Here is a 14068-nt window from a genome sequence, read left to right as displayed (position 1 = left end):
CCCCACGCCCCCGCAGACGCCGGCCGTGAAGCCGCCGCCCTCGCCCGCGGAGGCGGAGTCCATCGCCCAGGCGGACATGGAGCTGGGGCTGTTGGCGGAGTTCCCGGACGCGGACGCGCAGAGCGGCATCGCGTCCGCCATGCTGCATGCGCACTCGGACGCGCCCGCGTCGCAGAACCGCATCGTGGAGCGGCTGAAGCAGGACGGCCGCCTGGAGACGCTCTTCGGCGAGGTCTTCCGAGAGGACAACCCGTACGTGGAGCAGCCGCACAAGAAGGCCATCGTGCAGGCGCTCGACACCGCGCTCTCTCGCGGCACGGTGACCAGCGACGACCTGCGCGCCTTCTCCCGTGGCACCTACGCCCAGGAGTGGCAGCAGATTGGCGCCGCGCTGGGTGACGCCCGGAAGTAGCCGGGCTCCGCCTACCGCTTCACGCTTCTTCACGCGCATGCCGGTTGCGCCGGAACGCGTGCGCGCCAGGATGGGCTTCCCATGGTGGAAAGCCCGTTGCGCATCATCCTGTTCATCCTCCTCGTCAGCGTCGCGTCGGTCTACGTCCACGTCTACCTGTACCGGCGCCTCTTCCGCGACACGTCCACGAACCGGACCTGGCGCACCGCCGGCAAGGTGCTGCTGACGGCGCTGTGCCTGCCGCTGCTCTTGTCCTGGGTGGTCACGCGCATCGTGCCCTCCGCGTTCATCGTCGCCGTGGCCGCGTGGACGTGGATGGGCGTGGCCGTGTACCTGCTGCTCGCGCTGGCGCTGCTGGGCGGGGTGCGCTGGCTCGTGGCGCGAACGCGCGGCCACCGGGGCGTCGCCACGCCGCTCGCCACGCCCGCGCCGGACCCCGCCACTCCGCCGTCCCTGGCGGACCTGGCCGTCACCGTGCCGCCCCCTCCGGCCGCCGCGCCGCCGGTGGATGAAGACCGCCGCCGGTTCCTCGCGCGAGCCACCGCGGGCGGCGCGGTGCTCGCGGCGGGCGGCCTCACGGGCTACGGCATGTGGAGCGCGTTCCATCCGCCCGTGGTCAACGAGGTCGCGGTGCGGCTGCCCGGCCTGCCCAGGTCCATGGACGGCTTCACCATCGTCCACATGAGCGACATCCACGTGGGCCCCATCATCCAGCGGCGCTTCATGGACGAGCTGGTGCGGCGGGCCAACGCGCTCAAGCCGGACCTCGTCGCCATCACCGGCGACCTGGTGGACGGCACGGTGCCCGACCTGCGCCACTCCGTCGCCGCGCTCCAGAACCTCCAGGCCCGCGCGGGCACGCACTTCATCACCGGCAACCACGAGTACTACTGGAACGCGAGCACCTGGGCGGACGCGCTCACCGGCCTGGGCGTCACCGTGTTGCGCAATCGTCACGTGACCATCGGTGACGCGGGCGGAGCATTCGACCTGGTGGGCGTGGACGACTGGTCCATGCGCAACGGCCCCAAGGGCTACAACCTGGACGCCGCGCTCGCGGGCCGCGACCCCGGCCGCGCGGCGGTGCTGCTCGCGCACCAGCCCTCCAACTGGGACGTCGCCGCGAAGGCGGGCATGGGGCTTCAGCTGTCCGGGCACACCCACGGCGGGCAGTTCTTCCCGTTCACCATCGCCGTCTCCGCCATCTGGAAGCACGACGCCGGCCTCTTCCAGCAGGGCGACAGCTCCCTCTACGTCAGCCGTGGCACCGGCTTCTGGGGCCCGCCCCTGCGCGTCGCCGCGCCTTCGGAAATCGTTAAGGTGACGCTACTGGCAGTGTGAGGTGTAGATTTACCCGTAAATGGGCAAGGAACCAGCGAAGCGGGAAATCAAACAGGAGCGGGCCGCGCGAACGCGGGTCGAAATCCTGGAGGCCGCCATCACGTTGTTCGCCCGGCGGGGCTACCTGTCGACGACGATGTCGGACCTGGCGAAAGCCATCCGGATGACGCCCGGCGCGCTGTACTGGCACTTCCCCACCAAGGAGGACCTGCTGCTGGCGGCCATCGAGGAGCTGCACAACCGCTACCTGATGGAGTTCGCGCCGCTGCTCGCCGAGCGCCGCGTCCTGTCCGGACGGGAGCAGCTGGTCTTCGTCGTCTCGCGCACGTCGCAGTTCCTGCGCTACCACCGCGAGTACGGCATCTTCTTCGGGATGCTGTCCGCGGAGTCCGCGGACTCCAACGACCGCGTGGCGGAGGCCCTGCGCGAGAAGATCTCCCTCTACGTGGCGGTGCTGGCGGGGATGATCCGCTACGGCCAGAAGCGGCAGGAGTTCCGCCAGGAGGTGGATCCGGTGCACATGGCCCACACGATGATGGGCGGCTACCTGGGCATCCTCCTGCACCACAACCTGTTCCGCGCCGTCGTGAACTACGACCCGCTGATGGCGTCGTTGGATCAGATCCTCTCCGGCGGCCTCCACGTGCGCGGCCCCCTGGGCTGACACGCTGAACCCACCGGGCCGGACGGCCCGGAACGAAAGACGCCCGGTCCCCCGCGTGAGGGGACCGGGCGTTTTCATTTCCGGAAGGAAGCTTCAGCGCCCCGCGCCCCCACGGTGAGGGGAGCGGGGCGTGGGCCTGGGACTACGGCCGCTCGATGGGGCTCTGCGAGTTCTGCGGCTGGCGCACCGTGCGGGGCAGGAAGTCCGACGCGTTGTTGTCGGAGTCGTAGCCGTTGCCCGCCTTCTCATCCGCACCGCCCACGCCCATGGTCGCGGCGGTGGACGACGCCCGGGCCTTGCGCTCGATGCTGCCACCCTTGCCCGCGGGCGCGGGGGCCGCGGCGCCTTCCACCACGGTGCGGCCGTTGCCGAAGCCCACCGTGTCCACCACGCCCGTGAGGACCGTGGGGTCCACCGTCATGTCCGCCGTGCCCAGGCGGACGTTGCCCGTGTTGCCGGAGATGTCCGTGTTGCCCCACGTATGGTCCGCGGGAACCGTGGACGTGGAGTAGCCGGTGGCCGCGACCAGGTAGTAGCCGTGGGCCTTGATGGTCGCACCAGGCAGCGTGGCCAGCACCGTGAAGTTCGTCGTCGTGCTGGTGGTGCTCGCCGTGCGGTAGAGCAGCTTCCAGCCGGTGATGTTCACGTCGAAGTTCGTCGGGTTGTACAGCTCGATGTAGTCGTCCGCGTTCACGTCGACGCCCTGGCCGGCGATCTCACTGATGACGACGTGGCCCTGCTCCTCGGCCACCGTGACCTCCGCCTGCTTCGTCACGCCCTGGTAGGACGCGGTGAACTGGCCGGTGCCCGGCGTCTGCGTGGCGGTGAAGACGACGGTGCCGGTCGTCTGACCCTCCGGCACCGTCACCGTCGAGGCCGACAGCGAGCCCAGCCCCGTGTCCGAGAACGCCACGTCCACGACCGCGCCACCCGCGGGGGCCTTGCGGGTCAGCGTGACGGTGAACGTCTGCGTCCCGCCCACAACCACCGTCGCCGTGTCCGGCGTGACGCTGGCGAGCTTCGCGGGCGGAGGCAGCACGGTCAGCGGCACCGAGCGCGTGATGCCGTTGAGCGAGGCGGACACCGTGCCGGCCCCCTCCCCTTCCGCGTCGGCGGTGAACGTCACCGTCGCCGTCGTCTCACCCGCGGCCACCGTCACCGACGTGGCGGACAACGCGCCATAGGGCGTGGCCGGAGCGGCCAGCGCCAGCAGCACCTGCACGGGCTGCGTCGGAGCGGACTCCAGCGTCACCGTGAACACCTGCTGCGCGCCCGCGTTCACCGTGGCGGTGGACGGGGTGAGGGACGCCAGCCGGGGCACGTCCGTGATGGCGTTCACCGTGGCGCTGAACGTGCCCAGCGTCACCGTGCCAGAGCCGGTGCTGGCCTCCTCCAAGGTCAGGTCGAAGGTGGCCGTCAGCGCGTCCGTCGTCACGTTCCGGGCCGTGATGGTGCCGAAGCCCGCGGGCGTCACCACGGGGTCCAGCGTGGTGCCCGCCGGGACCGGCCGGTCGAACGTCACCGTGAAGCGCGCGGTGCCGCCCGGCGCCACGCCCACCGTCGCCGGGGTGAGGTCCGTGATGGTGGCCGCCTCGTCCGTGGCCAGCACGCGCAGCGCGGCCGTCTGGGAGGAGCCGCCCAGCGTCGCGGTGAGGGTCACCGAGGCCGCCGGCGCCTTCGCCTCCAGCGCCACCGTGGCGCTCGTCTGACCGGCGGGGATGACCACCTTCCCGTCCTTCGCGGTCAGCGCCGCCGGGTCGCTCGACGTGATGTTCACGGTGACGTCCAGCGGGTAGCCGAACGCCAGCGTCACCTTCAGGGCCTGCGGGAGGGCCTGGGTGCCGCCCACGCGCACGAAGCCGCCGGACGTGAACGCCGTCAGCGCCGGAAGCGGGAGGGCCATGTCGGCCCCGCTCCGGGGCAGCAGCTTGTGGTCGCCGAAGGTGTACGTGAGCACGCCGCGCAGCGCGATGTACTCGGTGCCCAGCACCTGCGTGGGGTAGGTGAAGGCCTGGTCATCCACCATCAGGCCCGAGGACGCCGGGTTGCCGGCCTTGTTCTCGTCCACGATGAACTCGCGGTTGGTGTTCTCCAGGCGGGTGTTGAAGACGTTGCGGACCTCCACCAGCGCGCCCTCCAGCGCCTTCGCCCGGGGGCCATTGGTGCGGATGTCCTCCGTGCGCACCACCTCCGGAGCCGGCAGCGGGTTGCCCACGCTGTTCTTCGTCACCGTGGAGTCAATCACCTCCAGCAGGCCGAAGTACTCCTTCAGCGTGCCCTCCACGCGGATGTTGTCCCCCACCGCCACGCCAGACTTGAGGCTGTACGTGTAGAGGCCGGAGTCCTCCACGCCCTTGCCCGCCGGGTAGTGGGCCACCTGCACCCAGTAGCCGCGGTCCGACTTCGTCGCATCCACCGCGGTCACCACCACGTCGTCCAGCAACACCTTCGTGCCCACCAGGGACTGGTTGCCGAAGCGGGGCGTCGCCTTCACGTCGTAGACGGTGGCGGGGCACGCGGCGCCGCCGGGGTTCGGCACCGGGCACGGGTCGCACGCGTCACCCACGCCGTCCTTGTCCGCGTCCTTCTGGTCCACGTTGGCCACGAGCGGGCAGTTGTCACCGGGGGCCGTGATGCCGTCGTAGTCGAAATCGGACGGGTCCTCGACGGAGCACGAGGCCGCGTCCGCCGGGCAGCCGTCGCACGCGTCGCCCTTGCCGTCCTTGTCCGTGTCCTTCTGGTCCGCGTTGGCCACGAAGGGGCAGTTGTCGCGCCAGGTGGCCACGCCGTCGTGGTCGTCGTCCTCGCCGCGGAAGGCTTGGCACGCGGTGGTGCCCGCCTCCAGGGGGCACGGGTCGCACGCGTCACCCACGCCGTCGCCGTCCGTGTCCAGCTGCCGCCCGTTGTCCATGGGGCGCACGGGGTTGAAGATGGTGGGGCAGTTGTCGCTCGCGGCCGGGATGCCGTCCGCGTCCGCGTCCTCCGCGCTCGCCACGCCCGCGTAGACGGTGGAGCCGTTGACGGCGGCCACCGGGAAGGTGGTGTTCACCGCGCTGCGCGAAGGCTCGCAGGTGGGCTCGTTGTCGGGGGTGCCGCACGCGAACAGCGGGTAGAGGTTCTTGGTGTCGGGGGATGCCTGGAACTCCGCCAGCGTCATCTTGATCTCCGACTTCAAGCACGCGGACTTCTGGGTGCCGCACACGTCCAACGCGTCGCAGGCGTCCGTGCCCTTGAGGCCGTCCACCAGCGCCTGGTCACCGTAGAGCGGCTTGCCGCCGCGCACCGTCAGCACCACGTCCTGCGGCTCCGCGGCGATGACCGCGCGGAACGGCGAGCCGGCGTTCGTGCCCAGGCGGAAGATGGCCAGGTCCGCCATCTTGCCCGGCGCGATGCGGCCCACGCGCTCGTAGATGTCCACCGCGTCCGCGGCGTTGCCCGTCACCATGCGCCACAGGTCCTCGTCGGTGAAGGTCCTGGCGTAGCGCGTGGTGTTGAGGTGGTCCGCGCAGCGCAGCTCGCGCAGGATGTTCATGGAGCCGGAGCGGATCCAGTCCGTGCCCAGGGAGATGGGCACGCCCAGCCGCTTGAAGGCCGTCACCATCGCCGTGTCGCCGTACAGCGAGACGTTGGAGCGCGGGGACCAGACGAGGCCCGTGCCGTGCGCCGCCATCTCCGAGATCTCCCGCGCGGTGAGGCCCACGCCGTGGATGACGGCCGAGCGCGGGAACAGCACGTTGCCCGCGCCCGTGGACAGGCAGCGGAACTCGTTCTGCGCCGTGACCGCGATGCCCTCCGCGATGTGCGGCAGGTACGCGGACGTGCGCGAGGTGATGGTCGCCGAGGACGGGAACGAGGCGTAGGAGCAGTTGTCCGTCTGCGTGGTGCCGGTGCTGTCACCCAGCGGGAAGGTGTCCGAGTCCGCGTACGGCTCCGACAGGCCCTCCTGGTTCGCGATGCCCGCGCTGCCGCCCGTGTCCAGGTTGCGCACGAGCCCGGGCTGCCCGCCCGCGCCCGCGATGGAGGTGGTGCCCGCCATCACCTGGCGCAGCTCCGACCAGCTGATCGCGCCCGCCTTGGAGTTGGACGGGTTGCTCAGCCGGGTGTGATTGTTGTTGCCCTCGCGCCAGTCGTGGCGGTGCTCGTAGCGCTCCACGCTGGTTTTGGCCGAGGGCGAGCCCGGGAAGGTGATGTGGTCATGCGGGTTGATGAGGCCCGGGGAGATGACGCCCGTGGGGCACGTCACCACCGTGGCCTCCGCGGCGCCCGCCGCCTTCGAGCAGTCGCACTCGGAGCAGGTGATGACGCCCTGGGCGTCCACCAGCACCTGGCCGCCCACCAGCACCTGGCCGTCCTTGAGCACGATGCCCGTGAAGAGCTTGCCCGCCGTGCCCGGCTTCGTCACCTCGCAGGTGGCGCCGTTCGCCAGCGGCGCGGGAGGGGTGGCCCAACACTGCACGGTCTGGGTGGGCGTGACGGTACAGTCCGCCTCACACCCGTCGCCGCTCACCGTGTTGCCGTCGTCACACGCCTCGGTGGGCGCCTGCCGCCCGTCGCCACACTTCGCGCCGGGGAGCGTGCAGTTCGCCTCGCACGCGTCGCCGCCGGTGGTGTTGCCGTCATCGCACTGCTCGGCGCCTTCCTTCTTTCCGTCACCGCAGACCGCCACGACCTCTGGATCCTCGGATCCGCAGGCACTGCCCAACAACAGGACCGCGCCCAGGGCGGCCAGCAATAAACGGGAGCTGCGCATGAAGCCTCCTGCCCGAAGGCAGAGCCGTGAAAAGAAGAGACGGTGCGGCGTGAAAGCCCCCGTGCCTCGCATGCGGCCTGGAGCAGGGGTGCAACATTTCAGCGATACCTGACCCGTGAAGTCCACTTCGTGGGGCGCCAAGGGCCTCCCATGTGCCTGAAGGTGTGGTAGGAGCACACCCAACGTGTGGGGGAGCAGGCGGATGACGCGTCCTGCCACGTTCTAGAGTGGGGGGGACATGATCACCCGGAATCCATCCAGCACCGTGTCGCGCTTCCTGGACGCGCACCTGCGCCGCGACGCGCAGACGCGCGAACTGTCGGTGGCGCGCTTCATGAGCATCCTGTCCGCCATCTGCGTGGTGGTGGCCGCGGCGCTCGGCCCCGCGATGGGCTGGGACCTGACGTTCGCGCTGATGGGGCTGTCGACGGTGCTGTCGGGCTACTACGCGTGCATGTGGTGGGTCTTGCGCTCCGGCGCGTTCCACCCGGCCATCCCGTGGCTCAACGTGTTCATTGAAGTGAGCATCCCGGCGGTGGTGCTCACGTTCGACCTGCGCTACCAGGGCCCCGTCTACGCGCTCACCGCGCCCACGCTGGTCATCTGGGGCACGCTGGTGACGCTGGCGGGCCTGCGCAGCAACCCGCGCCTGGGGCTGGCCGCGGGCGCGCTGGTGGCGGCGGAGTACCTGGCGCTCTACTTCGGCTTCGTGCGGCCGCTCCTGCCGGATCAACCGCTGGTGACGCTGGGGCCGCTGTTCATCTGCGTGCGCGCGTTCTTCTTCGTGGCCACGGGGGCGCTGACGGCGACGCTGGCGCGGCACTTCCTGGAGCGCACGCGCAGCGCGCTCGCGGCGCTGCGCGAGCAGGAGGTCATGGGCAAGTACGTGCTGCACGAGCGGCTGGGCGCCGGCGGCATGGCGGAGGTGTACCGGGCCACGTACTCCCCGGAGGGCGGCTTCGAGAAGCAGGTGGCCTTGAAGCGCATCCTGCCGTCGTACGCGGACGACGCGGCCTTCGTGACGATGTTCCGGCGCGAGGCGGAGCTGTGCTCGTCGCTGTACCACCCCAACATCGTCCAGGTGTTCGACCTGGGCCGCCACGGCGGGACCTACTTCCTGGCGATGGAGTACGTGGACGGGCTGCCCCTGAGCGCGCTGCTCAAGCCTCAAAACCGCCGGCCGCTGCCCGTGTCCGCCGCGACGTTCCTGGCCGCGGAGCTGGCGTCCGCGCTGGACTACCTGCACCGTCGCACCAGCGCGGACGGCGTCCCGCTGCGGCTGGTCCACCGCGACCTGAACCCGCCCAACATCCTGGTGTCGCGCATCGGCGAGGTGAAGCTGTCGGACTTCGGCATCGCGCGCGACGCGGTCCGCGCCCACCTCACGGTGGCCGGCAGCGTGCGCGGCAAGCTGGGCTACATGGCGCCGGAGCAGGCGCTGGGCCACGACATCGACGGGCGGGCGGACCTCTTCGCCCTGGGGCTCACGCTGCACGAGGCCCTCACCGGCCGCAGAGCGCTGAGCGGCCACTCGGAGGAGGTGCTGCTGCGCGCGGCGGTGGACCAGGAGGTCATCCCGCCCTCGCAGCTCAACCCCGCGGTGCCGTTGGCGCTGGACCTCATCGTCATGTCGCTGCTCCAGAAGGATCCGCAGCGCAGGACGCCCAACGGCGCGGCGCTGCGTCAGCAGCTGCTGGCGCTGGAAGGCCCCGCGGCCCCCTTCCCCCACGGCCAGGCGGAGCTGGCGCGGGTGGCGCGCGAGACGAAGACGCTGGCGGAGCAGCTGACGCTGGAGACCGTGGAGACGGTGGCCGTGGACAAGCCGTCCGTGGTGCGCTCGGCCTGACGCGGGGCACCCGCTGCGCGGGACGCGGGAGCGCGTTAGAACGCGGCGCGCTTCCCTCCTCCTGGAGCCCTCCGCCTTGGACATCGCCGTCATCACCTACGCCGGACTGCCGCAGCTCCACCCGCTGGACGCGCCCCTGGTGCCCGCGCTGCGGGCGCTGGGGCTGGACGCGCAACCGGTCATCTGGGACGACCCCTCCGTGGACTGGAGCCGCGTCCGCGCGGCGGTGGTGCGCAACGCCTGGGACAGCCACCTGCGCCGCGAGGCGTTCGTCGCCTGGGCGGACCGCGTGGGCAGCGTCACGCGGCTGTTCAACCCGGCGGACGTGCTCCGGTGGAACACGCACAAGGGCTACTTGAAGACGCTGGAGGCGCGCGGCCTGCCGCTGACGCCCACGGTCTGGGTGCCGCCCGGCGGAAGGCTGGACGTGGCGGCGACGGCGCGCGAGCGCGGCTGGGACGCGGTGGTGCTCAAGCCCGCGGTGGCCGCGGGCGGGATGAAGACCTTCATCCTGCGGCGCGAGGAATGGGACGACGCGAGCGCGAAGGTGGCGGAGCTGGCGAAGGAGGGGGACGTGATGGTGCAGCCCTACCTGCGCGCCTTCGAGACGGAGGGCGAGCGCTCGTACATCTTCTTCAACGGCGTCTTCAGCCACGCGGTGCGCCGTCCGCCCACGCTGTCCACCGCGCCCCGGGGCTTCGCGGAGCCGCACGGCTTCACGCCGGACAGCGCGGCGGAGCAGCAGGTGGCGCACGACGTGATGGAGGCGTCCGGGGGCGCGCGGCTGCTGTACGCGCGCGTGGACGTGGCCACGGACAACGAGGGGCGCACCCGGCTGCAGGAGGTGGAGGTGACGGAGCCGTGCCTCTTCCTGCCCATGGACGCGGGCGCGCCGGAGCGGATGGCCAGGGCGGTCGTCGCCCGGTTGTAGTCAGTGGGCCGACCCTTTCGCCCACTCGTGGACACCTGGGAGTCCGTCAGGGCGACGCGGAGGCGGCGGATGGGGTTATGACGGGAGATATGCGAGCCCTGTTGCTCTCGCTGCTCATCCGGCAGCACATGGCACTCCAGGAGAAGTTCAACGCCAAGTACCCGCACGCGTGGCTGGTGTGGGAGGCGGGCGCGTGGAACGTCCCCGAGGAGCAGAACGTGGCGGCCACCCGGCTGCCCATGATGGACCTGCGCGACTGTCTGCCCGCGGGCGACGCGCTGTGCTTCGAGCTGATGGGGGTGGCGGACCGAGGCCCCCTCAAGCTGGGGCGCGCGTCGCACAACACCTTCGTGGTCAACGACGCCACGGTGTCGCGCGAGCAGTTCGCCCTGCACCCCACGCCGCAAGGCGGCTGGAAGGTGGAGCGGCTGGCGCAGTCCCGGCCGGTGACGGTGAACGGCGAGCCGCTGGAGGCCGAGCAGCCCCGCCTCCTGAGCACGGGCGACGAGCTGAAGGTGGGCGACGTGCGCCTCACCTTCCACGACGCCCCGTCGTTCCACGCGCGCATCGGCCGCATCGCCGCGCAGGTGCTGGCGCAGACCGCCACACCGCCCCCCCCGCGCTGAAGCAGCCACGCCAGCGCCGAGCACGCCCTGCTACGGCATCGAGTGGTGCGGATGCTGGCGCCGAGCACGCACTGCCTCCGCGTAGCGCGGATGCGGCGCCGGGCACGCACCGCCTCCGCCTCGCGTAGCGCGGATGCTGGCGCCGAGCACGCACCGCCTCCGCCTCGCGTAGCGCGGATGCTGGCGCCGAACACGCGCTGCCTTCGCCACCGCATCGCGTGGCGCGGACTCTGGCACCGAGCACGCGCCGCCACCGCATCGCGTGGCGCGGATTCTGGCACCGAGCACGCGCCGCCACCGCATCGCGAGGATGCGGCGCCGAGCACTCGCCGCCACCGCATCGCGTGGCACGGATGCTGGCGCACGCCTCCGCCACCGCGGACGCCCGCCGCGGAAGCGCCTACCGCCCCACGGTGCCGAGCGTCGTGTCCCGGGGATTTGGCGCCGTGGCCATCCACACGGCGCCGCCCGCGAGCAGCGCCACAGCGCCTGCCCCCGCCCAGACGTACCAGCGGCGCGTCCACGGCCTGGCCGGGCTGGCCTCCGTCTTCACGGACATGTCCGGCACCTGCAGGGACAGGGCCTCGGAGGCCCCGTTCTTCTCCGGCGCGGCGGCCGCGGGGCTCACGGCGAGCCTCGCCTCGTTGGCGCGGGCCTCCGCCAGCGCGGCCTGCTCCCGCGCCCGCTGCAGGTCGCGGTCCCTCGCGAAGCGCTCGCGCTCCCGGCGCTGCTCCTCCTGGACGCGCGCCTTGGTGTCCATCTCCGCGATGAGCTCGCGCACCACGTCCGCGTTCGCCGGCTCCTCCTGCGACAGCGCCAGATAGCGCCGGTAGAAGAAGGCCGCGCGCGACGGGCTGTTCAGCTGCCGGTGGCACTGCGCGATGTTGAAGAGGAACGCGGGCAGCGGCTTGAGGCGGTACGCCTCGCTGAAGGCCTTGAGCGCCCGGTCGAACTCCCCCAGGTCGTACGCCAGGTTGCCCTCGGAGAACTTCTCCCGCGCCTGTTCCTCCGCCCCGACGGTGGCCGTCGCGTCCTGCGCCGCCACCGCCGCCGGGAAGGGCGTCCCCAGCGCGAGCACGAGCCCCAGGCTCAGGGCCTTGGGCTCACTGCGACGTGAACGGATCAATGACCGCATCCCTGCTTCCTCCCTTGCGGCCCGGCGCGCGCGCGGGGGCGCGGCGCGGCCCCGCGCTCGCCTTCACGAGCGGCACGGTCAGCTCGGCGGCGGCGGCACCCTGCTTCAGCTCCACCGCCCGCTCCAGCGGGACGTAGCCCGTCAGTTCGACGCGCAACTGTGGCGGCACCGCCTGCCGGGTCAGCGCCTTCGTCAGCGGCGTGGTGCCCAGCTCCTCGCCCGTGTCCACGCGGACCACCTTCGCGCCCGGCGGCGACGAGTGCACCGTCAGCGTCACCGCGTCCATCGCGCCTTCCACCGGCGTCCCCGGGGTGGTGGATGCCACCACCGCCGCCGGAGCCTGCGCCGCCTGGGAGGCGTGCATCGAGCGCAGGCCCGTCCACGTCGTGAGGCCGGACACCAGCGCGAGCGCCACCAGCCCCGCCGACACCTGGAGCCGCCGGTCGCGCAGCATGCCCGGCACCTTCATGCGCAGGGTGGGCCGCTCCGCCTCCTCCGCCAGCGCCTCCATGCGCGGCGCGCCGGCCGGAGCGGTGGGCATCATCAGAAGCGCCGTGGTGACCTCCGCCAGCTGCTGCGGCCGGGCCTCCGGCTCCTTCGCCAGGCAGCGCATCACCAGGTCCGCCAGCTCCGGCGGCACCCGCTCGCCCGACGGCAGGTGCGTGGGCAGGGGCGGCGGCGGCTGGGTGATGATCTGCACCACCAGCTGCCCGAAGGCGGACGCCTGGAACGGCGGGTGGCCGGAGAGCATCTCGTAGAGGATGTTGCCCACCGCGTAGATGTCCGCGCGCGCGTCCACCGGCAGGCCCGCGGCCTGCTCCGGCGCCATGTACGCCGGCGTGCCGATAATGGTGCCGTCCAGCGTGCCCGTGAGGCTCACGCCCGTCTGCGTGGTGATGAGCTTCGCGACGCCGAAGTCCAGCACCTTCACGAAGTCCTGCTGCCCGGAGCGTTGCGTGACGAAGAGGTTGTCCGGCTTGATGTCCCGGTGCACCACGCCCACCTGGTGGGCCGCGCCCAGCGCCGCGCACACCTGCACGCCCATGCGCTGCACGCGCTCCAGCGTCAGCCCCTCCTCCTTCAGCAGCGCCGCCAGGCTCTGCCCGCGCAAGAGCTCCATCACGCAGTAGACGTGCCCGTTGGGCGACTCGTCCACGAAGTCGAAGACCTCCACGATGTGCTCGTGGTTGATCTGATTGACGGTGCGCGCCTCCTGGAAGAAGCGCTGCACGAACGAGCTGTCCCGCGCGTGCTCCGGCTTGAGCACCTTGAGCGCCACCTGGCGCCCCAGCCGCACGTGCCGCGCCTGGAAGACGCGCCCCATGGAGCCTTCGCCCAGCAGCTTCTCCAGCTGGTAGTTCCCCAGCACCGTGCCCTCCTGGACCTCCTGTCCAGGGGGCGACATCACGGCCGGCATCCCGCCACTGTCGGTCACGGCATCACCCGATTCAGACAGCACGGTGTGAGCGAGAAGGTCGTCAGTGCCCATGGTGGGATCAGTTCTCCATGGCGGAGCGACCCTGCAACCCACGGGAGGGCATCTATCGCGCGAGAGACGGAAAAACTTTCGGCACGTGACGATTCACCCGCCGTGCGCCACGTGGACAGGTGGCATGTGCGGCGATCGCGCACCTCTTGTCCACGGACATTGAAATACTTCTCCATACAGCCCACTCCCGTCCTGTTCCCCCGGCCCAGGATGGTCGCCGCTCGGATGCGGTTGGTCAACGTGGGCGGAGGTCGTCAGCACCGGGGGGCACGGGGAGTGTTCCCGGTCCGGAAGGAGGCGGCGGACAGGCTGCCTGGCCTCCGCGCGGCGGGGAGCCGGCTCGCTGGGGGAAGCTTGCCGGGGGCCGAGGGGGTCCGCACTCCTCAAGAGACAAGGAGGCGTGAAGATGGCGGACAAGAGGCTCTGGATCCTGGTGGCCAACGCGAGTCGCGCCCGGCTCTTCGCCACGGATGCGAAGGCGGAGAAGTGGGACCTCATCGAGCAGTTCCAGCATGACGAGAGCCGGGCCAAGCCCGTCGACCTGTTCAATCAGACGGACAACCCCAACGCGGGCACGCTGCACGGCCCGGTGCCGGAGAACGACCCGAACGGCCGCCGGCAGCTGGAGCACGAGCGCTTCGCGCGCGAGCTGTCCGGGCGCCTGGACAAGGGCGTGGACTCGCACGCGTTCGACCAGGTGGTCATCGCGGCGCCGCCGGGGTTCCTGGGGCTGCTGCGGGGGCTCTTGAGCACGCGCGTGAAGCAGCGGGTGCGGCTGGACCTGGACGCGGACTACTCCAACCTGCCCGCGCGGGACCTGCCTGACCGGGTGCCCGTGTTGTAGGCAGCCAGTCGGCCGGAGGGTTCGGGGCCC

10 protein-coding genes are annotated in these 14068 nt (G+C 71.5%); 7 read left to right on the top strand and 3 right to left on the bottom strand.

Annotated features, from left to right (window positions below; translation table 11 throughout):
* The 3 genes from D7W79_RS13760 to D7W79_RS13750 form a co-directional block, all read left to right on the top strand.
* The coding region (locus tag D7W79_RS13760; protein ID WP_120525833.1) for a hypothetical protein at window positions 1-412 on the top strand (412 nt) is incomplete at its 5' end.
* Window positions 413-493: 81 nt separating this feature from the next.
* Entirely contained in the window at window positions 494-1753 is a 1260-nt protein-coding gene (locus D7W79_RS13755; RefSeq protein WP_120525831.1) for a metallophosphoesterase, read from the top strand.
* Window positions 1754-1772: 19 nt separating this feature from the next.
* Window positions 1773-2417, top strand: coding sequence for a TetR/AcrR family transcriptional regulator (locus tag D7W79_RS13750; RefSeq protein ID WP_120525830.1), 645 nt, complete (start codon window positions 1773-1775; stop codon window positions 2415-2417).
* 142 nt (window positions 2418-2559) lie between these two features.
* Here D7W79_RS13750 and D7W79_RS13745 read toward each other — a convergent pair whose 3' ends face one another.
* Window positions 2560-7167 carry an amidohydrolase family protein gene (locus tag D7W79_RS13745; protein ID WP_120525829.1) on the bottom strand — a complete coding sequence of 1536 codons (4608 nt, stop codon included), beginning with the start codon at window positions 7165-7167 and terminating at the stop codon, window positions 2560-2562.
* 238 nt (window positions 7168-7405) lie between these two features.
* Here D7W79_RS13745 and D7W79_RS13740 point away from each other — a divergent pair, with 238 nt between their 5' ends.
* The 3 genes from D7W79_RS13740 (at window position 7406) to D7W79_RS13730 (ending at window position 10570) form a co-directional block, all read left to right on the top strand.
* Entirely contained in the window at window positions 7406-9013 is a 1608-nt protein-coding gene (locus D7W79_RS13740) for a serine/threonine-protein kinase (RefSeq protein WP_120525828.1), read from the top strand.
* 76 nt (window positions 9014-9089) lie between these two features.
* The gene (locus tag D7W79_RS13735) at window positions 9090-9944 is read left to right on the top strand and encodes an ATP-grasp domain-containing protein (RefSeq protein WP_120525827.1); all 855 of its coding nucleotides are present in this window, start codon (window positions 9090-9092) and stop codon (window positions 9942-9944) included.
* Between the two features lie 89 nt (window positions 9945-10033).
* Entirely contained in the window at window positions 10034-10570 is a 537-nt protein-coding gene (locus D7W79_RS13730) for an FHA domain-containing protein (RefSeq protein ID WP_120525826.1), read from the top strand.
* A 400-nt stretch (window positions 10571-10970) separates the two neighbouring features.
* Here the strand turns inward: D7W79_RS13730 and D7W79_RS13725 are convergent, their stop codons facing one another.
* Complete coding sequence (locus D7W79_RS13725) at window positions 10971-11705, bottom strand: tetratricopeptide repeat protein (protein WP_120525832.1); 735 nt, start codon at window positions 11703-11705, stop codon at window positions 10971-10973.
* Window positions 11674-13194, bottom strand: a complete 1521-nt coding sequence (locus D7W79_RS13720) for a serine/threonine-protein kinase (protein ID WP_120525825.1) — start codon at window positions 13192-13194, stop codon at window positions 11674-11676. The genes D7W79_RS13725 and D7W79_RS13720 overlap by 32 nt, the downstream gene beginning before the upstream one ends.
* A gap of 406 nt (window positions 13195-13600) precedes the next feature.
* Here D7W79_RS13720 and D7W79_RS13715 point away from each other — a divergent pair, with 406 nt between their 5' ends.
* Window positions 13601-14038 (top strand): host attachment protein, encoded by a 438-nt coding sequence (locus tag D7W79_RS13715; RefSeq protein WP_120525824.1) that lies wholly within the window; start codon window positions 13601-13603, stop codon window positions 14036-14038.
* Window positions 14039-14068: the final 30 nt, after the last annotated feature.

It is taken from the genome of Corallococcus exercitus (assembly GCF_003611585.1).
Taxonomy (GTDB): domain Bacteria; phylum Myxococcota; class Myxococcia; order Myxococcales; family Myxococcaceae; genus Corallococcus; species Corallococcus exercitus.
The sequence above is the reverse complement of the archived record's forward strand: the minus strand, read 5'-3'. Positions and strand labels throughout refer to the sequence as shown.